Annotated in this window: 27 protein-coding genes and 1 tRNA gene; 21 read left to right on the top strand and 7 right to left on the bottom strand. The window is 38.3% G+C overall.

Going from position 1 to position 23,763, the window contains the following annotated elements:
* Position 1: 1 nt before the first annotated feature.
* Together sspA and GG9_RS01885 are read left to right on the top strand one after the other, a co-directional pair.
* Positions 2-640 (top strand): stringent starvation protein SspA, encoded by a 639-nt coding sequence (gene sspA, locus GG9_RS01880; RefSeq protein ID WP_005631597.1) that lies wholly within the window; start codon positions 2-4, stop codon positions 638-640.
* Positions 640-1,092: a ClpXP protease specificity-enhancing factor gene (locus tag GG9_RS01885; RefSeq protein WP_005631599.1), complete on the top strand. Its 453-nt coding sequence runs from the start codon at positions 640-642 to the stop codon at positions 1,090-1,092. Before sspA ends, GG9_RS01885 begins: the two co-directional genes overlap by 1 nt.
* A 35-nt stretch (positions 1,093-1,127) precedes the next feature.
* Here GG9_RS01885 and dxs read toward each other — a convergent pair whose 3' ends face one another.
* The 3 genes from dxs to xseB are packed head-to-tail and all read right to left on the bottom strand — an operon-like array spanning position 1,128 to position 4,189.
* Positions 1,128-3,005 carry a 1-deoxy-D-xylulose-5-phosphate synthase gene (gene dxs, locus GG9_RS01890; RefSeq protein WP_005632304.1) on the bottom strand — a complete coding sequence of 626 codons (1,878 nt, stop codon included), beginning with the start codon at positions 3,003-3,005 and terminating at the stop codon, positions 1,128-1,130.
* A 54-nt stretch (positions 3,006-3,059) separates the two neighbouring features.
* Positions 3,060-3,950: a (2E,6E)-farnesyl diphosphate synthase gene (gene ispA, locus GG9_RS01895; protein WP_005631604.1), complete on the bottom strand. Its 891-nt coding sequence runs from the start codon at positions 3,948-3,950 to the stop codon at positions 3,060-3,062.
* Positions 3,950-4,189, bottom strand: coding sequence for an exodeoxyribonuclease VII small subunit (xseB, locus tag GG9_RS01900; RefSeq protein WP_005628882.1), 240 nt, complete (start codon positions 4,187-4,189; stop codon positions 3,950-3,952). Before xseB ends, ispA begins: the two co-directional genes overlap by 1 nt.
* 159 nt (positions 4,190-4,348) lie before the next feature.
* Here xseB and thiI point away from each other — a divergent pair, with 159 nt between their 5' ends.
* The 5 genes from thiI to cspD all read left to right on the top strand — a co-directional run bounded on the left by thiI (position 4,349) and on the right by cspD (position 7,367).
* Positions 4,349-5,809: a tRNA uracil 4-sulfurtransferase ThiI gene (gene thiI, locus GG9_RS01905; RefSeq protein WP_005631606.1), complete on the top strand. Its 1,461-nt coding sequence runs from the start codon at positions 4,349-4,351 to the stop codon at positions 5,807-5,809.
* A 10-nt stretch (positions 5,810-5,819) separates the two neighbouring features.
* Entirely contained in the window at positions 5,820-6,140 is a 321-nt protein-coding gene (locus tag GG9_RS01910; RefSeq protein WP_005631608.1) for a YqcC family protein, read from the top strand.
* Positions 6,134-6,853, top strand: coding sequence for a tRNA pseudouridine(65) synthase TruC (gene truC, locus GG9_RS01915; protein ID WP_005631610.1), 720 nt, complete (start codon positions 6,134-6,136; stop codon positions 6,851-6,853). Before GG9_RS01910 ends, truC begins: the two co-directional genes overlap by 7 nt.
* Positions 6,846-7,004 (top strand): YoaH family protein, encoded by a 159-nt coding sequence (locus GG9_RS01920; protein ID WP_005628875.1) that lies wholly within the window; start codon positions 6,846-6,848, stop codon positions 7,002-7,004. Before truC ends, GG9_RS01920 begins: the two co-directional genes overlap by 8 nt.
* 144 nt (positions 7,005-7,148) lie before the next feature.
* Positions 7,149-7,367 carry a cold shock domain-containing protein CspD gene (gene cspD, locus GG9_RS01925; protein ID WP_005628872.1) on the top strand — a complete coding sequence of 73 codons (219 nt, stop codon included), beginning with the start codon at positions 7,149-7,151 and terminating at the stop codon, positions 7,365-7,367.
* A 67-nt stretch (positions 7,368-7,434) separates the two neighbouring features.
* Here the strand turns inward: cspD and matP are convergent, their stop codons facing one another.
* Positions 7,435-7,881, bottom strand: coding sequence for a macrodomain Ter protein MatP (matP, locus tag GG9_RS01930; protein WP_005628871.1), 447 nt, complete (start codon positions 7,879-7,881; stop codon positions 7,435-7,437).
* A gap of 126 nt (positions 7,882-8,007) precedes the next feature.
* Between matP and GG9_RS01935 the strand changes: the two genes are divergently transcribed.
* Together GG9_RS01935 and fabA are read left to right on the top strand one after the other, a co-directional pair.
* Positions 8,008-9,783, top strand: coding sequence for an AAA family ATPase (locus GG9_RS01935; RefSeq protein ID WP_005631613.1), 1,776 nt, complete (start codon positions 8,008-8,010; stop codon positions 9,781-9,783).
* 169 nt (positions 9,784-9,952) lie between these two features.
* Complete coding sequence (gene fabA, locus GG9_RS01940) at positions 9,953-10,486, top strand: bifunctional 3-hydroxydecanoyl-ACP dehydratase/trans-2-decenoyl-ACP isomerase (RefSeq protein WP_005631615.1); 534 nt, start codon at positions 9,953-9,955, stop codon at positions 10,484-10,486.
* 108 nt (positions 10,487-10,594) lie between these two features.
* Here the strand turns inward: fabA and GG9_RS0108905 are convergent, their stop codons facing one another.
* Positions 10,595-11,173 (bottom strand): DUF1439 domain-containing protein, encoded by a 579-nt coding sequence (locus tag GG9_RS0108905; protein WP_032825134.1) that lies wholly within the window; start codon positions 11,171-11,173, stop codon positions 10,595-10,597.
* A gap of 72 nt (positions 11,174-11,245) precedes the next feature.
* On the opposite strand from GG9_RS0108905, the gene GG9_RS01945 reads away from it, so the two are divergent.
* The 6 genes from GG9_RS01945 (at position 11,246) to infB (ending at position 17,005) form a co-directional block, all read left to right on the top strand.
* On the top strand, positions 11,246-11,962 hold the full coding sequence (locus tag GG9_RS01945; RefSeq protein ID WP_005631619.1) for a BUD32 family EKC/KEOPS complex subunit: 717 nt from the start codon (positions 11,246-11,248) through the stop codon (positions 11,960-11,962).
* 2 nt (positions 11,963-11,964) lie between these two features.
* Positions 11,965-12,102 (top strand): hypothetical protein, encoded by a 138-nt coding sequence (locus GG9_RS01950; protein ID WP_005631621.1) that lies wholly within the window; start codon positions 11,965-11,967, stop codon positions 12,100-12,102.
* 103 nt (positions 12,103-12,205) lie between these two features.
* Positions 12,206-12,282, top strand: a tRNA-Met gene (locus tag GG9_RS0108900).
* 217 nt (positions 12,283-12,499) lie between these two features.
* Positions 12,500-12,955: a ribosome maturation factor RimP gene (rimP, locus tag GG9_RS01955; RefSeq protein WP_005631623.1), complete on the top strand. Its 456-nt coding sequence runs from the start codon at positions 12,500-12,502 to the stop codon at positions 12,953-12,955.
* A 16-nt stretch (positions 12,956-12,971) separates the two neighbouring features.
* Positions 12,972-14,459: a transcription termination factor NusA gene (nusA, locus tag GG9_RS01960; RefSeq protein ID WP_005631625.1), complete on the top strand. Its 1,488-nt coding sequence runs from the start codon at positions 12,972-12,974 to the stop codon at positions 14,457-14,459.
* An 11-nt stretch (positions 14,460-14,470) separates the two neighbouring features.
* Positions 14,471-17,005, top strand: coding sequence for a translation initiation factor IF-2 (gene infB, locus GG9_RS01965; RefSeq protein ID WP_005631627.1), 2,535 nt, complete (start codon positions 14,471-14,473; stop codon positions 17,003-17,005).
* Between the two features lie 54 nt (positions 17,006-17,059).
* On the opposite strand, the gene GG9_RS01970 is transcribed toward infB, so the two are convergent.
* The gene (locus GG9_RS01970; protein WP_237702628.1) at positions 17,060-17,878 is read right to left on the bottom strand and encodes an IS3 family transposase; all 819 of its coding nucleotides are present in this window, start codon (positions 17,876-17,878) and stop codon (positions 17,060-17,062) included.
* Positions 17,866-18,219, bottom strand: a complete 354-nt coding sequence (locus tag GG9_RS01975; RefSeq protein ID WP_005631634.1) for a helix-turn-helix domain-containing protein — start codon at positions 18,217-18,219, stop codon at positions 17,866-17,868. Before GG9_RS01975 ends, GG9_RS01970 begins: the two co-directional genes overlap by 13 nt.
* A gap of 234 nt (positions 18,220-18,453) precedes the next feature.
* Between GG9_RS01975 and rbfA the strand changes: the two genes are divergently transcribed.
* From rbfA to glgA, 6 genes are all read left to right on the top strand, one after another.
* On the top strand, positions 18,454-18,840 hold the full coding sequence (rbfA, locus tag GG9_RS01980) for a 30S ribosome-binding factor RbfA (RefSeq protein WP_005631636.1): 387 nt from the start codon (positions 18,454-18,456) through the stop codon (positions 18,838-18,840).
* Entirely contained in the window at positions 18,840-19,760 is a 921-nt protein-coding gene (gene truB, locus GG9_RS01985) for a tRNA pseudouridine(55) synthase TruB (RefSeq protein WP_005632298.1), read from the top strand. The genes rbfA and truB overlap by 1 nt, the downstream gene beginning before the upstream one ends.
* Before the next feature lie 89 nt (positions 19,761-19,849).
* Positions 19,850-20,974 (top strand): bifunctional chorismate mutase/prephenate dehydrogenase, encoded by a 1,125-nt coding sequence (tyrA, locus tag GG9_RS01990; protein WP_005631642.1) that lies wholly within the window; start codon positions 19,850-19,852, stop codon positions 20,972-20,974.
* A 77-nt stretch (positions 20,975-21,051) separates the two neighbouring features.
* Positions 21,052-21,405: a helix-turn-helix domain-containing protein gene (locus GG9_RS01995; protein WP_005631644.1), complete on the top strand. Its 354-nt coding sequence runs from the start codon at positions 21,052-21,054 to the stop codon at positions 21,403-21,405.
* Positions 21,390-22,211: an IS3 family transposase gene (locus tag GG9_RS02000; RefSeq protein ID WP_141561828.1), complete on the top strand. Its 822-nt coding sequence runs from the start codon at positions 21,390-21,392 to the stop codon at positions 22,209-22,211. Before GG9_RS01995 ends, GG9_RS02000 begins: the two co-directional genes overlap by 16 nt.
* A 114-nt stretch (positions 22,212-22,325) precedes the next feature.
* The gene (gene glgA / locus GG9_RS02005; RefSeq protein WP_005631647.1) at positions 22,326-23,756 is read left to right on the top strand and encodes a glycogen synthase GlgA; all 1,431 of its coding nucleotides are present in this window, start codon (positions 22,326-22,328) and stop codon (positions 23,754-23,756) included.
* Positions 23,757-23,763: the final 7 nt, after the last annotated feature.

Genomic DNA, 23,763 nt, shown 5'->3' with positions numbered 1-23,763 from the left:
AATGTCCAGCGCATCAAGTAAACGTTCAGTAATGACCCTTTTTTCAAATAAAGATGATATTTACTGTCATCAGGTAAAAATTGTTTTAGCTGAAAAAGGTGTACTTTATGAGAACGAAGAAGTTGATTTGCAAGCATTACCAGAAGATTTAATGGAATTAAATCCGTATGCTACGGTGCCAACGTTAGTTGATCGTGATCTTGTTTTGTTTAGTTCACGAATTATTATGGAATATCTTGACGAGCGTTTTCCGCATCCACCATTAATGCAAGTGTATCCAATTTCTCGAGCAGAAGATCGTCTTTTAATGTTACGAATTGAACAAGATTGGTATCCAACTCTCAAGAAAGCAGAAAATGGTACAGAAAGTGAAAAAGCTGAAGCGCTCAAACAATTAAAAGAAGAACTTTTAGCGATTACACCAGTTTTCCAGCAAACACCTTATTTCATGAATGAAGAGTTTGGCTTAGTGGATTGTTATGTTGCGCCATTGTTATGGAAATTAAAACATTTAGGCGTGGAATTTACAGGTCCAGGTAGTAAACCGATTAAGGGATATATGGATCGTGTATTTAGTCGAGATTCATTCTTGCAGTCTGTAGGTGAGGCTGCACCAAAAAATTTAATGGATGATAAATAATGGAATACAAAGCTTCCCCTAAGCGCCCTTATTTATTACGCGCTTATTATGATTGGCTAGTAGATAACAGTTTTACGCCTTATTTAGTTGTTGATGCGACTTACTTAGGTGTGAATGTTCCTGTCGAATATGTGAAAGATGGGCAGATTATATTGAACTTGTCTGCTAATGCTACGGGCAATTTACAACTGACAAATGATTTCATCCAGTTTAATGCTCGCTTTAAAGGTGTTTCTCGTGAATTGTATATTCCAATGGGCGCAGCGCTTGCGATCTATGCTCGTGAAAATGGTGATGGCGTGATGTTTGAGCCAGAAGAGGTTTACGATGAACTTAATTCTGAGCCAGATACTGAACAACCAACTAGTTTTTATAAGGCTGTAGATAGCCCTAGAAAACAAGAAGAAAAAAAGAAAACAAAATCAGTTTCCCATTTAAGAATTGTTGATTAAGAAAAAACGCGATGAAGTTATCATCGCGTTTATTTTTATAAATTACCTTGTTTTGCAATAAAGTTGAGAATTTTTTCTTCAATGCCTTTTGTATCCAATCTTAAATCTGCCAATGCTTCTTGCTGTGTCGCTTGTGGAATAAAATAATCTGGCAAGCCAAGTTGTAAAAGTGCGGTTGATTTTCCTGATGAATTTAGTACTTCTGCAACAGCAGATCCCGCTCCACCTTGAATTGCATTTTCTTCTAATGTGACTAAATAATCATGACTTTGAGCAAGCACATCAATCATTTCAATATCAATCGGTTTCACAAAACGCATATCGACAACCGTTGCATTGAGTTTTTCTGCTGGCTCTAAAGCGGATGGTAACAGGGTACCAAAGTTTAAAATCGCAATTTTTTGACCTTCTCGAATTAAACGTGATTTACCGATAGGAAGCATTTCTAAAGGTGTTAGTTCAACACCAATGGCATTTCCGCGAGGATAACGCACTGCCGCTGGTTTCCCGCATTGATAACCTGTATAGAGCATTTGACGGCATTCATTTTCATCACTTGGTGTCATGATGATCATATTTGGAATACAACGCATAAAACTGAGATCAAATGCCCCTTGGTGTGTTGGGCCATCAGCACCTACGATACCCGCTCGATCAATCGCAAATAATACAGGCAGATTTTGAATGGCAACATCGTGAATTAATTGATCGTAAGCACGTTGTAGAAATGTCGAGTAAATCGCAACTACGGGTTTATATCCGCCAATAGCAAGTCCAGTAGCAAACGTGACGGCGTGTTGCTCTGCAATCGCTACATCAAAATATTGTTCTGGAAAACGTTGAGAAAACTCCACCATGCCAGAGCCTTCACGCATTGCTGGTGTGATACCAATAATTTTTGAATCTTTTTCTGCCATTTCGCATAACCAATCACCGAAAATTTTCGAATAAGTTGGCTTAGTATTGTGTTTAGGCAATTCACCACTGATTGGATCAAATTTTGGTACGCCGTGGAAACCAATAGGATCTTTTTCTGCGGGCGCGTATCCTTTACCTTTTTTCGTTTTTATATGTAAGAATTGTGGGCCTTTCAGATTACGCATATTCGTAAGTGTTGCCACTAATTCGTCAATGTTATGTCCATCTACCGGGCCAATATAATTAAAACCGAGTTCTTCAAATAATGTACTTTCTGGTGAGAACATCACCCCTTTCATGTGTTCTTCGGTTTTTTTCATAAAGTTTTTTACAGGTGGAACTTTATCGAGAATTTTTTTACTTCCATCTCGTAATGTGGAGTAGATAGAACCAGAGAAAATACGAGCAAGGTGATTATTCAATGCGCCAACATTTTCTGAAATAGACATTTCATTGTCATTTAAAATAACCAACATATCAGTGTGAACAGAACCTGCGTGATTCAGCGCTTCAAAAGCCATTCCAGCAGTAATTGCGCCATCACCGATTACGCATACCGTTTTTCTACCTGCATTTTCTCGTTCTGCGGCGACAGCAATACCCAATCCAGCACTAATAGAAGTAGATGAGTGGCCAACGCTTAATACGTCAAATTCACTTTCTTCACGCCAAGGGAAAGGATGAATACCGTCTTTTTGGCGAATAGTGGACATTTGATCTCGACGACCCGTTAAAATTTTATGTGGATAAGCTTGATGCCCAACATCCCAAATTAACTGATCAAATGGTGTTTTATACACGTAATGAAGTGCAACGGTTAGCTCTACAGTGCCTAAACCTGATGCTAAATGCCCGCTAGTTTGACTAACAGATTCTAAAAGATAACCGCGTAATTCTTGGCAGAGTTGGGGTAGCTGATCTTTATTTAAAAGACGCAAATCTTCTGGTGAATTAATCAAAGATAATAAGGGGTAATTGTTCATATTGTTAGTCATTTTAAAAACGTTATAATTTTTGACCGCACTTTGTGAGCATTGATGCGGTCGGTATTAACTTTTTCTAGTAATAATGAATTCAGCTAATGCACGAAGTGCGGTTGTATCAAAAGGAATCTTTTCTAATTCAGACAAAGCACTTTGATATAAATCTTGTGCTTTTTGTTTTGCGCCACTTAACCCAAGTAATTTGGGATACGTACTTTTATCTAAATCAAGATCCGCACCGACTTGTTTGCCAATTTCTGCACTATCACCTTCAATATCTAAAATATCATCTTGAACTTGAAAGGCTAAGCCAATGGCTTCCGCATATTGTGTTAAGGATTGTTCTAAAGTTTTGTCGGTAAAATGCGGAGAACAAATAAAACCTAATTTTAATGCAGCAATCAGCAATGCGCCCGTTTTGTTACGATGGATTAATTCTAATTCGCTTAAACTAATTTGTTTATGCTCAGAGATAAGATCTAAACTTTGCCCTAAGCACATTCCTTGTACACCCGCGCCTTGCGCTAAAATTTGAACTAAAGCCAGTTTTTGTTCAGAAGAAATATTTGGCGTTTTAGTTAATATTTCAAAAGCGAAACTTTGCAGCGCATCGCCCGCAAGAATAGCCGTAGCTTCATCAAATTGGATATGGCAAGTAGGGTGCCCACGACGTAGACTGTCATCATCCATTGCGGGTAAATCATCGTGAATTAAGGAATAGGCATGAATGGCTTCAATAGCGGCAGCGGCGTAATCTAAGGTTTGTTTCTCTGCGCCAAGCATTTGACCTGTTGCGTAAACTAAAAAAGGCCTAACCCGTTTACCACCAAGTAATAATGCGTATTTCATCGCCTCAAGCAAAGGCGCATTATGACTTTCAATTCCCTCAAATTGAGCTTCTAAAAAGTGGTTAATACGAGTTTGAACCTGTTGTAATTCTTCAGAAAAGTTACCCATTAAGCATTCCCTTCATAATCATTCAGTGGGGCATCTTCTGTTTTTTGCAATAAGATCTGAATACGTTGTTCTGCTTGTTGTAAACGTTCTTGTCCTAATTTAGCCAATTGCACACCTTGTTCAAATTCTTTTAACGCTTCTTCTAATGGTAGATCGCCATTTTCTAAATGTGTAACAATATTTTCTAACTGCGCTAACGTTGTCTCAAAATCTTGTGAAGATGCGGGTTTACGCGCCATGGAATTATCCTTTTTTCACGGTAAAAATTGCTTGTCATTGTACTGTATTTTACTTGAGTTGTTAAAAAATTATTTCAAGCTAGGACCAGTGGACTTTTCACTATCTTTGCGTAAAATACTCGCCACTTTAAATACCCAAGAAATACCTAAGCTATTTATATGAAATTTATCGTTAAACTTTTTCCTGAAATTATGATTAAGAGCGAAACTGTTCGTAAACGTTTCGCAAAAATTTTAACCTCTAATATTCGCAATATTTTACAGAAATATGATGAAGAAACTGCAGTTGTACGTCACTGGGATTACATTGAAGTGCGGTCAAAAAATGAAGAAAATCGTGAAGAATTAATTGCTTTGTTACAACGTATTCCTGGTATTCATCATTTTTTAGAAGTTGAAGAAAAACCGTTTACCGATTTACATCATATTTTTGAATTGACGCTTGCTGATGTCTCGCAACAACTTCAAGGCAAAACTTTTTGTGTTCGAGTAAAACGTAAGGGGAAACATAAATTTAGTTCGATTGAAGCAGAACGTTATATCGGTGGTGGATTAAATCAACATATTGAAAGCGCAAAAGTGCGGTTGAAAAATCCAGATGTGACTGTTCGTATTGATATTGAAGATGACAAAATGATGTTAGTTAAAGCACGTCACGCTGGTATTGGCGGTTATCCGATTGGGACGCAAGAGGATGTGCTTTCTTTGATTTCTGGGGGATTTGATTCAGGCGTATCGAGTTATATGTTGATTCGTCGTGGTTCCCGAGTTCATTATTGTTTCTTTAATCTTGGCGGCGCAGCCCATGAAATTGGCGTTAAACAAATGGCTTATCATATTTGGCAACGCTATAGCGCTTCACATAAAGTACGCTTTATTGCGATTAACTTTGAAGGGGTTGTCGGTGAGATTTTAGAGAACGTCGATAACGGCCAAATGGGCGTTGTATTAAAACGGATGATGGTGCGTGCCGCAAGTAAAGTCGCTCAACGTTTCAATATTGAAGCGATTGTGACAGGGGAGGCATTAGGGCAAGTTTCTAGCCAAACTTTAACCAATTTACGCTTGATTGATGAAGCTGGTGATGCCTTAGTATTACGTCCGTTAATTACCCATGATAAAGAACAAATTATCGCAATGGCGAAAGAAATTGGTACTGACGATATTGCAAAATCTATGCCGGAATTTTGTGGCGTGATTTCAAAAAATCCTACGATCAAAGCTGTTCGAGAAAAGATTCTAGAAGAAGAAGGGCATTTTAATTTTGAGATTCTTGAAAGTGCGGTACAAAATGCGAAATATTTAGATATTCGCCAGATCGCAGAAGAAACAGAAAAAGAAGTCGTGGAAGTAGAGGCAATTTCTGTATTGGGTGAAAATGAAGTGATTTTGGATATTCGTAGCCCAGAAGAAACGGATGAAAATCCATTTGAATCAGATACACATGAAGTCATTCAAATGCCGTTCTACAAACTTTCCTCTCAATTTGGTAGCCTTGATCAAAGTAAAAATTACGTGTTGTATTGTGAACGTGGTGTAATGAGTAAATTACAAGCCTTATATTTGAAAGAAAATGGTTTCTCAAATGTGCGTGTATTTGCAAAAAAATTCATTAATTAGGACATAAAATATGCGTAATCAAACTAAACAGCATCTTGAACAGCTTCAAATTACCATGCAGCAGCTTAATTTATGGCAAACGATGCCCCCTGCTGCAGAGGCGTTTTTAAGTGAAGAACCTTTTTCAATTGATACGATGTCTGCCGAAGAGTGGCTACAGTGGGTATTTATTCCACGTATGCAGGCATTGTTAGAAAGTGGTTCAACCTTGCCAAATAAAATTGCTATTTCTCCTTATATTGAAGAAGCAATGAAGGAATTTAATGAGTTACAACAATTATTAACTCCTTTAGTTGCTTTAGAAGAACTTCTGAACAAGAAAGAATGTTAGAAATTTTATATCAAGATGAGTTTCTCGTTGCGGTGAATAAGCCTGCAGGCATGTTGGTTCATCGTAGTTGGTTAGATCCTCACGAAACTCAATTTGTGATGCAAACTTTGCGAGATCAAATTGGCCAACATGTATTTCCTATTCATCGTTTAGATCGACCGACATCTGGCGTGTTGTTATTTGCATTGAGCAGTGAAATTGCGAACCTAATGTGTGAACAGTTTGAACAAAAGTGCGTTCAGAAATCTTATTTGGCTGTAGTGCGAGGGTATCTACAGGGAAAAGAGCGGATAGATTATCCACTAAAAATTCAATTGGATAAAATCGCAGATAAATTTTCTCAAGAAGATAAAGAGTCTCAAGAAGCCATTACTGATTATGAAGGATTAAAAATAGTCGAAATGCCTTATCCTGCTGGGCGTTATCAAACGGCGCGTTATTCTTTGGTTAAATTAATCCCTCATACAGGCAGAAAACACCAATTACGTCGCCATATGAAACATATTTTTCACCCAATTTTAGGTGATACGCAATATGGTGATTTGCATCAAAATCGTGCGTTAACCTTGCATCTTGGCTGTTCTCGGTTATTTTTACATTCTAATAGTTTGTCTTTTATTCATCCAATAACGAAAGAGCAAATAACAATTACAGCAGGTTTAGATGAACAATGGCATCAATTAATGAATCAATTTGGGTGGGAAAATGTTTGATATTAACTTAACACACGAACAGCAGCAAAAAGCAGTTGAACAAATTCAAGAACTTATGGCAAAAGGGATTAGTAGTGGAGAAGCGATTCAAATAGTGGCGAAAGCACTACGAGAAATTCATAAAAATGATAAAAAAACTCCAGAAAATTAAATTTTTTGTGATCTACTTATCATTTTTGAATATTGCTCATTGCATAACCGATCAAAATATTTGAATATAACGTCCATACGAGGTGATAAGGCGAGAGTCTTATTGATTTATTGTTTTAGTAGGCGAAGCCTAGAGAGGTCTTTTATGGAAATTGGTGTTGTGAAATGGTTCAATAATGCAAAAGGATTTGGTTTCATTTCCGCAGAAGGCGTGGATGCTGATATTTTTGCACATTATTCAGTGATTGAAATGGACGGTTATCGTTCATTAAAAGCAGGTCAAAAGGTGCAGTTTGAAGTTATCCACGGAGACAAAGGATCTCATGCCACGAAAATAATTCCACTTGTGGATAATCAAGAGTAATGCGAATGCTCTAAATTTTTCTCTATTAGTCCTAACTCAAAAAGACAAGAATTGCAGCTTGTCTTTTTTATTTTAATAAATTCTTTAAACTGGTTTTCATTGCTGCCATTTGGTTTTCAAATTGCGCTTTGCTTTCTCTTTCGTCAATCATATACGTAATTGTTTCCGAAAGTGTCATTTTCATTTTTCTAGAATATTTAGAAAGACGTAGCCAAACCGCATATTCTAAATCAATGGATTTTTTCTTGGTATGTTGTTTTTCACCATTAAAAAAGCGTTTACGGCGTGCACGAATGGCCTGATCGAGCTTAATCGGTAAGGCTGGAGAAAGATGATTCTTAATCCATTCTTCAATTTTTTCCGGATAATTTTGGGATTCTAATAATTCTTGGGCTTTAGCTTCTTGTAAACTTCGTTCTTCATAACGCGTGATATTTTCCCCTTCGCGATGTTTACGAATTAGGTAAATCCATTTCCAATTTGCTTCTTGATTTTCGAGTTTTTGATATTTCATTTTTTATCATTGAGTGACGTGGTAACTGCATTAATATACGTGTTTTTATGCTGATTTTCTAGTGGATTTTCACAAGGCCATTAAATATGCGATAATGTGGTCAATTTTTCTAGAAAGAGACCAGCCGTGAGTTCATTATTTTCTCAACAACAAGCTATTGAGCAATCTTTAAATTGGCAGGCATTACAACCTGATTTGGCAATTCAAGATTTTCCTTTAGAACCAGTGGATTTTTGGGCATTACAACCGAATGCCACACAGGCTATCGATTTATTTTTACGCCATCCAACGCGTTCCTTATTGATGATGAAAGTAGGTGAACCGGTTGAATATGCGGAATTATTACAAAATTTTATATCGAAAAACCATCACAAAGAGCGATCAATTTTCGGTGTGAATTATGTGATAGAGCAAGGCGACTCTTTTTCTTTTCCTCATGTTTATACCGAGCCAGTAAAATCTTTAGATGATAATTTTGCCAGTCAAGGTGAGGCGTTAAGCGCATTGTATTGCGATCAATTCCAGCTTTTCGGCAGTTTTCGGATTCATCCAAGTTCACAAGATATTCAATTAGTGCCAGGATTAGTGCATAAAGCTAATGGCGGTGTTTTGATTTTAAGTGCGGCAACATTGTTATCTCAATTTGATTTATGGGGGCGATTAAAACAAATTCTGCAAACCCAAACTTTTGATTGGTATTCAGCCCATCCATTTAAAAATTTACCTTGTGATATACCAAGCTATGCGCTGAACTTAAAAGTGATTGTACTTGGTAATCGTACCGAATTAGCCACTTTGGCTGAGTTAGAAGAAAACCTTTATTCTTTCGCCGATTATGCTGAAATTGAAAGTTATGTTTCTGTGGCTGAAGTTGAGGAACAAAAAACTTGGGCGGGTTATGTACAACAAATAGCTCAAGAGCAAAATATTGCGCTAGATTTTTCGGCGTTAAATAAACTCTATCAATTATTGGTGCGTGAAAGTGAAGATCGCTTTTTAATTAACGCATCACCTCTCAAATTAAAAGAAATATTACAGGATGCTTCAACTTTTGCTGAAAAAACTGCATTAAGTGCGGAGGATTTTGAGGATGTTTTTCAGCAAAAATTGGCACAATATGGTTTCCTAAAAGAACAAACTTATGCCGATATTTTAAATGAGCAAGTTTATGTCGAAACTCAAGGAGAAATTGTTGGGCAAATTAATGGTCTTTCAGTAATTGAATATCCTGGTACGCCCGTATGTTTCGGCGAACCTTCGCGTATTAGTTGTATTGTACAATTCGGCGATGGGGAAGTGATCGACGTTGAAAGAAAAAATGAACTCGCTGGAAATATTCACGGTAAAGGCATGATGATTGCGCAAGCTTGTCTTTCCAATATATTAGATTTGCCATCGCAATTGCCATTTTCTGCCTCATTAGTGTTTGAACAGTCTTATGGAGAAATTGATGGTGATAGTGCATCTTTGGCAATTTTTTGTGTGTTAGCAAGTGCTTTAGCCGATTTGCCTTTGCCTCAACATATCGCAATTACAGGATCGATTGATCAATTTGGACTTGTTCATTCTGTTGGTGGGGTAAATGATAAGATTGAAGGCTTTTTTACTATTTGCCAACGTCGTGGTTTAACTGGAAAACAAGGTGTCATCATCCCAATGACGACTATTCAGCAACTGAGTTTGTCTGATGAAGTGAAAAGTGCGGTAAAAAATGGTGAATTTTTTATTTATCCTGTAGAAGATATTTATCAAGCTTGCGAATTATTATTTAATCGTGATTTGCTAGATGAAAACAAAGATTATACAGAAAAAACTGAGCCTTTATCTCGTCTCATTCAACGTCGAATTGAGGGGAGAGCTGATTCAGAAAGGAAAGGTTTTTGGAATTTCTTCCGTCCTTAATAGATAAAAAGCGAACATTTGTTCGCTTTTATTTCTTCTATAATCTATCAAAGTGACTGCTCCGACAAGTTTTGCGAACAAGTGTTAGCTATTTACACTTTGCTATGTTCTCTTTAGAATGTTTTATATCAGTTTTAAACTGAATTTATCATATATAAAGGAACCTAAAATGCAAAACACTTGTACACCTAATAAAAAAAGTAGCTATTCTTATGATGATTTGCTCGCATCAGGTCGCGGCGAATTATTCGGCAAAGAAGGGCCTCAATTACCTGCTCCAACTATGCTGATGATGGATCGCATTATTGAAATGAATGAGGAAACAGGTGCTTTTAGTAAAGGGTATATTGAAGCCGAACTTGATATTAAGCCTGAATTGCCATTTTTTGGTTGTCATTTCATTGGCGATCCAGTGATGCCTGGTTGTTTAGGATTAGATGCTATGTGGCAGCTTGTTGGGTTTTATTTAGGCTGGATTGGTGGCAAAGGAAAAGGCAGAGCATTAGGCGTTGGTGAAGTAAAATTTACAGGGCAAATTTTGCCAACAGCTAAAAAAGTAGTTTACCGAATCCATATGAAACGAGTTATTAATCGTAAACTGGTTATGGGAATGGCTGATGGTGAAGTTGAAGTTGATGGCCGCGTTATTTATACAGCAACAGATTTAAAAGTTGGGCTATTCCAAGATACCTCTGCATTTTAATTTTTCTTTATTAATTCATACAAAAGGGCGGTGAAAATTTTTCTTAGATTTTCATCGCCCTTTTTATCCTTCTATCAACAAGCAACGTTCAATTACATCATATGAATATCATTGGAACATGCTGGTCTCTAAGGATAGTTGTCCTTTTTCTATACGGATTTCTTTAGCAAATTTTTTTATAAGCACATCACGCATATTGTTTTTATCTAATGTATAAACCGGAATATGTTCCAGTAATTTAGCGACATTCTCATTTAAAAAAGGCATGATTGCTTGCATTTGTTGCATATATTGCTGTGGTTCTCCTGACCAACGTAAAATACGCATTTTCTTTAAATAAACCGCGCCTTCTTCAGGATTATAATAAGGAATTGTATCGAAGGTCAGATTTAATTTTCCAGGCAGTTTTTTATTGCCAAATTGAAATAAACCCTCTAAAGTACCGCTCATTTCTACACGTTTATCATTAGTTTGCCCAATTTTCGTACTCAAATTTCTTATTTGATAATCAAGAAAAAATAATCCGGGTAAGCCAAATTTATCTGCAATAGCTCCTTTCTCTTGTAGATATTGATTAATTTGATATTCAGTTATTGAAAAAGGTGAAGCCGATATATTAGGGGATACCGTTAAAGTTAAAATAGACGTTAACGTAAGAAATAATAATTTAATTTTTTCATATTTAATTTTTAGTTAAGTTAAAAGCAAAATAAAAATAGTGGATAAATATACCACAAATAGCAATGGAGTGATGTAGTAATGAGCCCTGAATTTAAAGAATATGTTAACCAATTAGTTATAGCACATCGTGATGAAAGAATTTATCCTTTTCAATATGAAGGCAAGAAATTTTGGTTGAAGCAACCTGAAAAATTGAAAGGGATTTGGTTATTATTGAAACCGTATCCGAAGCAATCTTTTAAAAATGAACTACAAACTTTGTTAAATCTTGCTGAAAAAAATGCACCTGTTCCAATAGTCTCTTATCATGATGAGGATTTTTTTGTTTTGGAAGATGCGGGAGCCACTGTATCACAATGGCTATGTGATAAGAAGATAGATGATCAGCAAAAATTTTCGATTATTTATGACGCTTGTCTCGCTTTGATTGATTTACATACTAAAAATCTGGTGCATGGTCGTCCTGCTATTCGAGATATTACTTGGGATAAGGGAAAAGTTACTTTTCTTGATTTTGAATCTCGTTCAAGTAGTCAAAATCAAAATTGGTTAATCGTTCGAGATATGCTATTTTTCTTTGATAGTTTATGTCGAGAAGAAGATATTTCAGATGATTTTATTCAAAAAGTAGCATTGTATTATAAAGCACATTGTGAGGTACAAAATTGGCATAATATGATTATGTATTTGCAGCGTTTTCGCTGGATTTACTATCTTTTGTTACCTTTTAAACCTATTGCAAAGACAGACTTAATTGCCGTTTATCGATTATTTGAAATTTTATTAATAAAGTAAAAATGATGAAGAAAACACTTTTTATTATTGTATTATCAAGCATATTAGCTGCTTGTACTGTAGGTGGTGGCGTCAGCACTGGTGGCGGAAGTAACGGCGTTGGATTAGGACTAGGGATTGGCTCTGGTATTCGATTCTAGTGATGATGAAAAGTGCGGTAAGTTTTAGTAAAGTTTTTAAGGAACTTAGTAAAACTTCTTGCATTTTAAATTTTTACCACTATAATGCACCTCATGTTTCGGACGCGGGGTGGAGCAGCTTGGTAGCTCGTCGGGCTCATAACCCGAAGGTCGTTGGTTCAAATCCAGCCCCCGCAACCAATAATAAGTTCAGTAAAAGAACCCCAGTTTTGGGGTTTTTTCTATAAGAAATTTAGTAACTGGGCTTAGGTTCTTATGAACCTAACCCTTTTTTCCTGAGATTTAATAAACTATCTTCTTACTATTACTAAAATAGAGGAGATAAGTATTGTTTAGAATAAGGTTTCATAAGGTTATGATATAGTGCGATGAATTGCACCTTATATAGGAGTAGAAATTGGCTACATTAGAACAAAATTTACAAGAAATGCTACAAGATGCAGTAGAAGATTTAGGCTGTGAATTGTGGGGGATTGAGTGTCAGCGTACGGGACGTTTTATGACAGTGCGTTTATTTATAGATAAAGATGGTGGTGTGACGGTTGATGATTGTGCTGATGTGAGTCGTCAAGTGAGTGCAATTTTAGACGTGGAAGATCCAATTGCGGATAAATATAATCTAGAGGTATCCTCACCAGGTTTAGATCGTCCGCTATTTACCTTGTCGCAATTTGAACGCTATATTGGGCAAGATATCGCAGTGCATTTGCGAATTCCAGTGATGGAACGCCGTAAATGGCAAGGTAAGTTAGAGCGTATTGAAAAGGATATGATTACTTTAATCGTTGATGATCAAGAACAAATTTTAGTCTTTGGAAACATTCAAAAAGCGAATGTTGTTGCAAAATTTTAAAAGGAGAAAAAGAGAAATGAGTAAAGAAATTTTACTGGCGGCAGAAGCGGTATCCAATGAAAAATTATTACCACGTGAGAAAATTTTTGAAGCATTAGAGAGTGCGATTGCGATTTCTACTAAGAAGAAGTTTGAATATGAAACGGATATTCGCGTTTCAATTAATCCAAAAACAGGGGAATTTGATACTTTTCGCCGTTGGTTAGTCGTAGATGAAGTAAAAGTACCAACGAAGGAAATTACTTTAGAAGCGGCACAATTTGATGATCCAAATTTGCAACTTGGAGAGTATGTGGAAGATCAAATTGAATCTATTGCATTTGACCGTATTGCAATGCAAACGGCACGTCAAGTTATTAGCACTAAAATTCGTGAAGCTGAACGTGCAAAAGTGGTTGAACAATTTCGTGAAGAAGAAGGAAAAATTGTAACAGGCACCGTAAAAAAAGTAAGTCGAGACAGTATTATTTTAGACCTTGGCAATAAAGCGGAAGCGATGATTGCACGTGAAGATATGTTACCACGTGAAAACTTCCGTCCGGGAGATCGTGTTCGTGGGGTGCTTTATAAAGTAAATCCTGAAGGCAAAACTGCACAATTATTTGTGACACGTTCTAAACCAGAAATGTTGATCGAATTATTCCGTATTGAAGTGCCTGAAATTGGCGAAGAAATGATTGAAATTCGTGGTGCAGCTCGTGATGCTGGCTCTCGCGCTAAAATTGCAGTGAAATCAAATGATAAGCGAATTGATCCAGTTGGTGCTTGTGTAGGAATGCGTGGTGCGCGTGTTCAGGCAATTACCAATGAACTTGGTGGTGAGCGTGTAGATATCGTGCTTTGGGATGATAATCCAGCACAATTTGTGATCAATGCAATGGCACCTGCGGATGTTTCTTCTATTATCGTTGATGAAGATAATCATTCTATGGATATTGCCGTTGAAGCTGATAACCTTGCTCAAGCCATTGGTCGTAATGGTCAAAACGTGCGTTTAGCAACACAATTAACGGGTTGGACACTAAACGTAATGACGACTGATGAGTTAAATGCAAAACATCAAGCAGAAGATAACAAAGTGTTAAACTTATTTATTAACGCATTAGAACTTGATGAAGAATTTGCTCAAATCCTTGTAGAAGAAGGCTTCACAAGTTTAGAAGAAATTGCTTATGTGCCAATGAATGAATTGACAGCAATTGATGGTTTAGAAGATGAAGATCTTGTTGAAGAACTTCAAACCCGTGCTAAAAATGCGATTACAGCCGCAGCAGTAGCTGAAGAAGAAGCACTGAAAAAAGCGAATGTTGAAGATCGTTTATTGAATTTAGAGGGAATGAATCGTCACGTTGCGATCAAACTAGCAGAAAAACAAATTACCACCCTTGAAGAACTCGCAGAACAAGGCGTTGATGATTTAACTGATATTGAAGAATTAACCGCAGAACAGGCCGCAGATTTAATTATGGCTGCACGTAATATTTGTTGGTTTGGCGAAGAATAAGGAGAGTAGTAATGACTGAAGATGTTAAGGCTGATGCGCCAAAAAAATTAAGCATCCAACGCAGAACAAAAACAACAGTGAGTAGCACCACAACTGGTGGTAAAAGTAAAGAAGTACAAGTAGAAGTACGTAAAAAACGCACAGTAAAAACTGATATTGCTCAACAAGAAGAAGCAAAATTAAAAGCACAGCAAGAAGCGGAAGCGAAAAAAATTGCTGAACAAAAAGCAGCAGAAGAAAAAGCTCGTTTAGAAGCTGAAAAAGCGGCAGCTAAGAAAGACGCTGATGAAAAATCAAAAGCTGAAAAACCGAAAGCAGAAACCGCTAAATCAGCAAAAAGTGCGGTAGATTCTAAAGCTAAATTCGTTGATCCTGAAAAAGAGAAACGTAAAGCAGAAGAAGCGGAACTTCGTCGTAAAGCTGAAGAATTAGCTCGTCAAAAAGCAGAAGAACAAGCTCGTCGTGCAGCAGAAGAAGCTAAACGTTATGCTGAGGCAGATGATTCAGACAATGAATCTTCTTCTGAAGATTATTCTGATTACAACTTAAGTTCAAAATATGCACTTGAAGCAGAAGATGAAGAAGATCGTCGTAATGAAAATCGTGGTCGTGGCAAAAATAAAGTAGCGAAAGCGAAAAAAGGTGGTCGCGACGATGAAAATAGCAAAAATTCGAAAAACGAGCGCGAATCTAATCGTAAAAATCAAAAAGATGCTAAGTTTGGTAAAGGTAAAAACGGCAAAAAAGGTGCCGCACTTCAACAAGCCTTTACTAAACCGGCTCAAGTAGTTAAAGCGGACGTAGTTATTGGAGAAACCATTACTGTCGCTGAATTAGCGAACAAGATGGCTGTAAAAGCAACTGAAATCATCAAAATGATGATGAAGATGGGAGAAATGGTTACTATCAATCAAGTTATCGACCAAGAAACCGCTCAATTAGTAGCAGAAGAACTTGGCCATAAAGTGATTCTTCGCAATGAAAATGAGCTTGAAGAAGCGGTATTAGGCGATCGTGATGTAAACGCAGAAAAAGTAACCCGTGCGCCAGTTGTAACCATCATGGGTCACGTTGATCATGGTAAAACCTCTTTACTTGACTATATTCGTAAAGCGAAAGTTGCTGCAGGCGAAGCGGGTGGTATTACTCAACATATCGGTGCGTATCATGTAGAAATGGATGATGGCAAAATGATTACCTTTTTGGATACTCCGGGACACGCTGCGTTTACTTCTATGCGTGCACGTGGTGCTAAAGCAACAGATATTGTTGTTCTTGTTGTTGCTGCCGATGATGGTGTGATGCCTCAAACTATCGAAGCGATTCAACACGCAAAAGCAGCAGGTGCACCTTTAGTGGTTGCAGTAAATAAAATCGATAAACCAGAAGCAAACCCAGACCGTGTTGAGCAAGAATTATTACAACATGATGTCATTTCTGAAAAATTCGGTGGTGATGTGCAATTCGTTCCAGTATCAGCGAAGAAAGGTACAGGGGTTGATGAGTTATTAGATGCAATCTTACTTCAATCTGAAGTACTTGAATTGACCGCTGTAAAAGACGGCATGGCAAGTGGTGTAGTCATTGAATCTTATTTGGATAAAGGTCGTGGCCCTGTGGCAACTATCTTGGTGCAATCAGGTACACTACGTAAAGGTGACATCGTACTTTGTGGTTTTGAATATGGTCGTGTACGCGCAATGCGTGATGAAAACGGAAAAGAAGTGGATGAAGCAGGCCCTTCAATTCCAGTTGAATTATTAGGTCTTTCGGGCGTGCCGGCAGCGGGTGATGAAGCAACCGTTGTACGTGATGAGAAAAAAGCACGTGAAGTGGCGTTATATCGTCAAGGTAAATTCCGTGAAGTGAAATTAGCTCGTCAGCAAAAAGCGAAACTTGAAAATATGTTTAGCAATATGTCTGAAGGCGATGTGGCTGAATTGAATGTCATTGTGAAAGCGGACGTACAAGGCTCTGTAGAAGCGATTGTTCAAGCGTTAAATGAACTTTCTACCAATGAAGTAAAAGTTAAAGTTGTTGGTTCTGGTGTAGGTGGTATTACTGAAACTGATGCAACTTTAGCAGCTGCATCTAATGCTATCATTGTTGGCTTTAACGTTCGTGCTGATGCATCTGCACGTCGTGTCATTGAAGCGGAAAACATTGATTTACGTTACTACTCAATCATCTATGAATTGTTGAATGAAATTAAAGCAGCAATGAGCGGTATGTTAGAGCCTGAATTTAAACAAGAAATTATTGGCTTAGCTGAAGTTCGTGATGTCTTCCGTCATCCGAAATTTGGTGCAATCGCAGGCTGTATGGTGACCGAGGGTGTAGTGAAACGTAACAACCCAATCCGTGTATTACGTGACAACGTCGTTATCTTTGAAGGGGAATTAGAATCTCTTCGTCGTTTCAAAGATGATGTATCTGAAGTTCGTAACGGTATGGAATGTGGTATCGGCGTGAAAAACTACAACGATGTAAAAGTCGGCGACCAAATCGAGGTGTTTGAAGTGGTTGAAGTTAAACGTTCAATCTAACCTTTAACAAAATAAAGGGCGGTTAAAATGATCTGACCCCAAAAAGTTAGACAGTTATTTAAAGGATTGTTTTCGATATTGTATCGGACTCAGTCCTTTTAATTTTAGTTGAATCCGTCGGTGGTTATAGTAATCCAAATAATCCCTGACGGCATCAACTATCTCCTCTTTTGTTTTAAATTCCCGACCATAAAAACATTCCGTTTTTAACCGCCCAAAGAAACTTTCCATTGCGGCATTGTCCAAGCAATTCCCTTTTCTCGACATACTTTGAATGATGCCATGTTCAGCTAAGATTCGACGATAAGCTACCATTTGATATTGCCAGCCTTGGTCTGAATGTAAAATGACACCATAAGCTTTGTTTAATCCTTTGACGGCTTGCATTAACATGTCCTCTACTTGTGCCCAGTTTGGGGAATAGCTGAGATTATAGGAGACTATCTCATTGTTAAATAAGTCTAAAATAGGGGATAAATAGACTTTACTTCCATCTTTCGCCTTAAACTCGGTGATATCAGTTACCCATTTTTGTTTCGGGGCTGTTGCACTAAAATCGCGTTCAAGATGATTTGGTGCAATCACCCCTATCGTGCTTCGATAGGTGGTAAATTTCTTGCTTTTTCTTGACCGCACTTGAAGCCCAAGTGCCTGCATTAAGCGTTGGACTTTTTTATGATTTACGCCTGGCAAGCAGGCATGAACGCGTCGGTAGCCATAATCAGGATGATTGGCTTTGATGCGTTTAATGGCCTTTTTCAGCGGCTCATCCTTATCTAGTTTAATCTGAAGTTTAGCAAAAAACGTACTACGCGCTAACTGTGCAAAGCCTAAAAGCCATTTTAACGGATAGCGGGTTCTTAACCTTTGGATAATTTCTGTTGCTCGGCTTCGTCCTGAAGTCTGAGCCTTCTCAACTCCTTTAGGTAGGCTACCTCCGCTTCAAGCTGTAAAATTCTCAAACGTAAACGCTCTTCTTCAGTTTTGGGTGGCGGCGACATTCTGGCATATTTGGGTTTCATCGGCGGTCGTCCTGATGGTTTACGGGGAATCAGTCCTTTTATGCCATTTTTTTCAAACCGTTTCAACCATGTCCCGACTAAGGCGTTGGAAGGAATATTATAAAAACGCGCAGCTTCTCTAATACTCATTTTCCCATTCAAAATAGGTTGGAGAACCTGTAATTTAAATTCTATTGTGTAGTGTTTACCCATAAAAAATCTGCACCTCAATTGTTGGTTTGTTTAGTCCAACTTTTGGGGTGCAGATCAAAAATCATAGTGTTTTTAATCGCCCTTTTTCTTATCAACCCTCTTAAATAACCTTATTTTTAGATAAAAGAATATATTTAATTTGTCTAAAAACAGTACCAGGTTGAAAGGGATTTTTGCGTGCTAAATCCTATGATTTCCAGTAGAATGAGGCGCTTTTATAAATAAGGAATAACTATGGCAAGAGAATTTAAACGTAGCGATCGCGTCGCTCAAGAAATACAAAAAGAAATAGCAGTCATTTTACAACGCGAAGTGAAAGATCCCCGTATTGGGATGGTGACGGTTTCTGATGTGGAAGTGTCGAGTGATTTATCTTACGCAAAAATCTTTGTGACTTTTTTATTCGATCACGATGAAACGGCAATTGAGCAAGGCATGAAAGGCTTAGAAAAAGCATCGCCTTATATTCGTTCGTTACTAGGCAAAGCGATGCGTTTACGTATCGTGCCAGAGATTCGCTTTATTTACGATCAATCCTTAGTGGAAGGGATGCGTATGTCAAATCTTGTGACAAATGTTGTGCGTGAAGATGAGAAAAAACACGTTGAGGAAAACAACTAATGTCTAGACCTCGTAAACGCTGGCGTGATGTTGATGGTGTGTTTTTGTTGGATAAACCACAAGGCATGTCATCAAATGACATTATGCAAAAGGTGAAGCGTTTATTTCAAGCGAACAAAGCAGGGCATACTGGCGCGCTCGATCCGTTGGCAACGGGGATGTTGCCGATTTGCTTGGGGGAAGCAACTAAGTTTTCACAATTTTTGCTTGATGCCGATAAACGTTATCTTGTTACGGCAAAATTAGGCGAACGTACCGATACTTCCGATGCGGAAGGGCAAGTCGTGGAAACACGTGAAGTTCATGTTGAAACTCAGCAAATTTTGACCACACTAGAACAATTTCGTGGTGATATTTTGCAAGTACCGACCATGTTTTCTGCATTAAAACATAACGGCAAACCGCTTTATGAATATGCGCGCCAAGGTATTACGGTTGAGCGTGAGGCACGTCCAATTACGATTTTTGAACTCAATTTTATTGAATATCACGCACCTTATTTAACCTTAGAAGTGCATTGTTCAAAAGGCACTTATATTCGCACTTTAGTAGATGATTTGGGTGAAGTGCTAGGTTGTGGCGCACATGTGACAATGTTACGCCGTACAGCAGTAGCGGATTACCCCGTAGCAGAAATGATGCCAATCGATGAGTTACAACTACTTGCTGAAAGTTTTCCATTAAGTGAATTAGATCGTCTATTACTGCCAACAGATACCGCAGTAAGTAAATTGCCCGCTTTTCATTTGAATGTAGAGCAGAGTAAAGCCATTGGTTTTGGTCAGCGAGTGAAATTTGCTAACGACCAGCAATTAAGCGGTCAAGTGCGGTTATTTTCAGAGGAGAATTTATTCTTAGGCGTGGCATTGATCGATGGAAATATTATTCGCCCACAACGGTTAATTACGCAATCCGCATAACTTCATTGCCTTTCTTATAAAATTCTAGTAATCTCATCTGTAATTAATTTTTTACAATATGTGTGAATTAAATTTTACAGGTGAGTTTTATGGAAGCCCTTAAGGATTTACGTTCTGAAATTGATTCGCTTGATCGCGAACTTATCCAACTTTTTGCTAAACGTCTTGAATTGGTTTCTCAAGTCGGTGAAGTTAAACATCAACATGGATTACCTATTTATGCGCCTGAGCGTGAAATAGCAATGCTCCAAGCTCGTCGTTTAGAAGCTGAAAAAGCAGGCATTTCAGCCGATTTGATTGAAGATGTCCTACGCCGTTTTATGCGCGAATCCTATGCCAATGAAAACCAATTTGGCTTTAAAACCATCAATCCTAATATTCACAAAATTGTTATTGTGGGCGGTTATGGTAAATTAGGTGGTTTATTTGCCCGTTATTTACGAGCATCTGGCTATCCAATTTCTATCTTAGATCGCGAAGATTGGGCGGTGGCTGAAAGTATTTTAATGAATGCTGATGTCGTGATCGTTTCCGTTCCTATTAATCTCACCTTAGAAACAATTGAACGCTTAAAACCTTATTTAACGGAAAACATGCTACTTGCAGATTTAACCTCTGTTAAGCGTGAACCGCTAGCGAAAATGCTTGAAATCCATTCTGGTGCTGTTTTAGGTTTACATCCAATGTTTGGGCCAGATATTGCAAGTATGGCAAAACAAGTGGTTGTACGTTGTGATGGACGTTTTCCTGAACGTTACGAATGGTTACTTGAGCAAATTCAAATTTGGGGCGCAAAGATTTATCAAATAGATGCCGCAGAACACGATCACAATATGACTTATATACAAGCTTTGCGCCATTTTTCAACTTTCGCGAATGGTTTACACCTTTCCAAACAGCCCGTTAATCTTGCTAATTTATTGGCGCTTTCTTCTCCTATTTATCGCTTAGAACTTGCGATGATAGGTCGTTTATTTGCGCAAGATGCAGAGCTTTACGCCGATATTATTATGGATAAGCCAGAAAATTTAGCGGTAATCGAAACGCTAAAAAAAACTTACGAAGAAGCTTTAACTTTCTTTGAAAATAATGATCGTCAAGGTTTTATTGATGCTTTCCATAAGGTGCGTGACTGGTTTGGCGATTATTCAGAACAATTCTTGAGAGAAAGCCGTCAGCTATTGCAACAGGCAAATGATTTGAAGCAAGGGTAGGGGAAAGTGCGGTGAAATTTGATCGGCACCCCAAAAGTTGGACTCAACAAACCAACAATTGAGGTGCAGATTTTTTTATGGGTAAACACTACACAATCGAATTTAAATTACAGACTCTCCAACCTATTTTGAATGGGAAAATGAGTATTAGAGAAGCGGCTCGTTTTTACAATATTCCTTCCAACGCCCTAGTCGGGACATGGTTGAAACGGTTTGAAAAAAGTGGCATAAATGGACTGATTCCCCGTAAACCATCAGGACGACCGCCAATGAAACCCAAATATGCAAAAATGCCACCGCCACCCAAAACTGAAGAAGACCGTTTACGTTTGAGAATTTTACAGCTTGAAGCGGAGGTGGCCTACCTAAAGGAGTTGAGAAGGCTCAGACTTCAGGACGAAGCCGAGCAACAGAAATTATCCAAAGCTTAAGAACCCGCTATCCGTTAAAATGGCTTTTAGGCTTTGCACAGTTAGCGCGTAGTACGTTTTTTGCGAAACTTCAGATTAAACGGGATAAGGATGAGTTGTTGAAAAAGACCATTAAACGCATCAAAGCCAATCATCCTGATTATGGCTACCGACGTGTTCATGCCTGCTTGCCAGGCGTGAATCATAAAAAAGTTCAACGTTTAATGCAGACACTTGGACTTCAAGTGCGGTCAAGAAAAAGCAAGAAATTTACGACCTATCGAGGCACGATAGGGGTGATTGCAGCGAATCATCTTGAACGCGATTTTAGTGCAACGGCCCCGAAACAAAAATGGGTAACTGATATCACCGAGTTTAAAGCGAAAGATAGGAGTAAAGTCTATTTATCCCCTATTTTAGACTTATTTAACAATGAGATAGTCTCCTATAACCTCAGCTATTCCCCAAACTGGGCGCAAGTAGAGGACATGTTAATGCAAGCCGTCAAAGGATTAAATAAAACTTGTGGTGTCATTTTACATTCAGACCAGGGATGGCAATATCAAATGGTAGCTTATCGTCGAATCTTGGCTGAACATGGCATCATTCAAAGTATGTCGAGAAAAGGGAATTGCTTGGACAATGCCGCGATGGAAAGTTTCTTTGGACGATTAAAAACAGAATGTTTTTATGGTCGGGAATTTAAAACAAAAGAAGAGATAGTTGATGCTGTCAGGGATTATTTGGATTACTATAATCACCGACGGATTCAATTAAAATTAAAAGGACTGAGTTCGATACAATATCGAAAACAATCCTTTAAATAACAGTCTAACTTTTTGGGGTCAGATCAAAATTAACCGCACTTTCTGAACCTCCTCTTTAGCAAAGAGAGGAGTTGATCGAGCATTATTTACATTTACAGGGAAAACAAACACTCAATGAAAATCTTACACGTTTGCTCGGAACTCTATCCGCTCTTAAAAACAGGCGGGCTTGCCGATGTTTTAGGGGCATTACCCCAAGCACAGAACCAAATAGGGCTAGATGCCCGCGTTTTATTGCCTGCTTATCCTGCAATTACAGCAGGCATTCCGAATACCCAAGTGGTTGCCGAATTTGATAACTTCGCTGGGCACGTGGAGTTGCGTTATGGAGAATATAACGGTGTCGGGATCTATTTGATTGACGCACCGCACTTATATGGTCGCGAGGGCAATCCTTATCACGATGCCTATTACAATGACTACGGCGACAACTACAAACGTTTTGCCTTGCTCGGTTGGGTGGGCGCAGAATTAGCTACAGGTTTAGATAGCTGGTGGCGTGCAGAAATGGTACATGCTCACGACTGGCACGCAGGCTTATGTGCAGCGTATCTATTCAACAAAGGTCGCCCTGCGAAATCGGTGTTCACTATTCATAACTTGGCGTATCAAGGGCGGTTTTCTTATCATCATTTGTACGAAATTGGTTTGCCTGCGGGAATGTTTAATGTGGACGGTTTGGAGTTATTCGGACAAATTTCTTATTTAAAATCAGGCTTGTTCTATTCTGATGCAAGCACGGCGGTAAGCCCAACTTATGCAGAAGAAATCACGACACCTGAATTTGCCTATGGTTTGCAAGGCTTGCTTTCTGGCTTAAAAGCTCAAGGTCGTTTGGTGGGGATATTAAACGGCGTGGACGAAAATATTTGGCATCCGAACGTGGATCAATACATTCCGCACCATTACAAACTGAAATATATGGCAGGCAAAAAGAAAAATAAAGCCGAACTGCAGGCGTATTTCAATTTGCCACAAGATGAAAACGCGTTAGCTTTTGTGATGGTTACCCGTTTAACCGAGCAAAAAGGTGTCGATTTATTAATCGAAAGTGCGGATGAAATTGTTAAACAAGGCGGGCAGTTGATGATTTTAGGTTCAGGTGCACCGCACTTGGAACAAGGTATTCGTGAGCTTGCAGTGCAATATCCTAACAATATTGCGGTAAAAATAGGCTATGATGAAACCCTTTCGCATTTAATGGTGGCAGGTGGCGATGTGATTTTAGTGCCAAGCCGTTTCGAGCCTTGTGGCTTAACCCAACTTTATGGTTTGCAATATGGCACACTTCCACTTGTTCGTAAAACGGGTGGTTTGGCAGATACGGTGGTGGATAGCACTTCAGAAAGTATCAAAGCTCGCACTGCAACAGGTTTTGTGTTTAAACAGGCAACGGCAGATGATTTACGCCGCACCCTTCAGCACGCATTTTCAATTTGGAAGAAACCTAGAGCTTGGTCAATGATACGCACGGACGCAATGGAACAAGACTTCAGCTGGCGTAAAGCTGCAGAGCAATATAGAACGCTTTATGAACGCTTGTAGTTTTATT

This window comes from Haemophilus haemolyticus M19501, from assembly GCF_000222025.1.
GTDB classification, from domain to species: Bacteria; Pseudomonadota; Gammaproteobacteria; order Enterobacterales; family Pasteurellaceae; genus Haemophilus; species Haemophilus haemolyticus_G.
The sequence above is the reverse complement of the archived record's forward strand: the minus strand, read 5'-3'. Positions and strand labels throughout refer to the sequence as shown.

What these genes read in the sequence shown, in the direction of transcription:
- GG9_RS01910 (WP_005631608.1), top strand. Translation starts at nt 5,820, where the DNA reads ATGCGTAATCAAACTAAACAGCATCTTGAACAGCTTCAAATTACCATG.
- GG9_RS01885 (WP_005631599.1), top strand. Translation starts at nt 640, where the DNA reads ATGGAATACAAAGCTTCCCCTAAGCGCCCTTATTTATTACGCGCTTAT.
- infB (WP_005631627.1), top strand. Translation starts at nt 14,471, where the DNA reads ATGACTGAAGATGTTAAGGCTGATGCGCCAAAAAAATTAAGCATCCAA.
- xseB (WP_005628882.1), bottom strand. Translation starts at nt 4,189, where the DNA reads ATGGCGCGTAAACCCGCATCTTCACAAGATTTTGAGACAACGTTAGCG.
- GG9_RS01945 (WP_005631619.1), top strand. Translation starts at nt 11,246, where the DNA reads ATGAGCCCTGAATTTAAAGAATATGTTAACCAATTAGTTATAGCACAT.
- GG9_RS01920 (WP_005628875.1), top strand. Translation starts at nt 6,846, where the DNA reads ATGTTTGATATTAACTTAACACACGAACAGCAGCAAAAAGCAGTTGAA.
- nusA (WP_005631625.1), top strand. Translation starts at nt 12,972, where the DNA reads ATGAGTAAAGAAATTTTACTGGCGGCAGAAGCGGTATCCAATGAAAAA.
- cspD (WP_005628872.1), top strand. Translation starts at nt 7,149, where the DNA reads ATGGAAATTGGTGTTGTGAAATGGTTCAATAATGCAAAAGGATTTGGT.
- truB (WP_005632298.1), top strand. Translation starts at nt 18,840, where the DNA reads ATGTCTAGACCTCGTAAACGCTGGCGTGATGTTGATGGTGTGTTTTTG.
- GG9_RS01995 (WP_005631644.1), top strand. Translation starts at nt 21,052, where the DNA reads ATGGGTAAACACTACACAATCGAATTTAAATTACAGACTCTCCAACCT.
- GG9_RS01950 (WP_005631621.1), top strand. Translation starts at nt 11,965, where the DNA reads ATGATGAAGAAAACACTTTTTATTATTGTATTATCAAGCATATTAGCT.
- matP (WP_005628871.1), bottom strand. Translation starts at nt 7,881, where the DNA reads ATGAAATATCAAAAACTCGAAAATCAAGAAGCAAATTGGAAATGGATT.
- tyrA (WP_005631642.1), top strand. Translation starts at nt 19,850, where the DNA reads ATGGAAGCCCTTAAGGATTTACGTTCTGAAATTGATTCGCTTGATCGC.
- rbfA (WP_005631636.1), top strand. Translation starts at nt 18,454, where the DNA reads ATGGCAAGAGAATTTAAACGTAGCGATCGCGTCGCTCAAGAAATACAA.
- glgA (WP_005631647.1), top strand. Translation starts at nt 22,326, where the DNA reads ATGAAAATCTTACACGTTTGCTCGGAACTCTATCCGCTCTTAAAAACA.
- GG9_RS01975 (WP_005631634.1), bottom strand. Translation starts at nt 18,219, where the DNA reads ATGGGTAAACACTACACAATAGAATTTAAATTACAGGTTCTCCAACCT.
- thiI (WP_005631606.1), top strand. Translation starts at nt 4,349, where the DNA reads ATGAAATTTATCGTTAAACTTTTTCCTGAAATTATGATTAAGAGCGAA.
- ispA (WP_005631604.1), bottom strand. Translation starts at nt 3,950, where the DNA reads ATGGGTAACTTTTCTGAAGAATTACAACAGGTTCAAACTCGTATTAAC.
- truC (WP_005631610.1), top strand. Translation starts at nt 6,134, where the DNA reads ATGTTAGAAATTTTATATCAAGATGAGTTTCTCGTTGCGGTGAATAAG.
- dxs (WP_005632304.1), bottom strand. Translation starts at nt 3,005, where the DNA reads ATGACTAACAATATGAACAATTACCCCTTATTATCTTTGATTAATTCA.
- sspA (WP_005631597.1), top strand. Translation starts at nt 2, where the DNA reads ATGTCCAGCGCATCAAGTAAACGTTCAGTAATGACCCTTTTTTCAAAT.
- fabA (WP_005631615.1), top strand. Translation starts at nt 9,953, where the DNA reads ATGCAAAACACTTGTACACCTAATAAAAAAAGTAGCTATTCTTATGAT.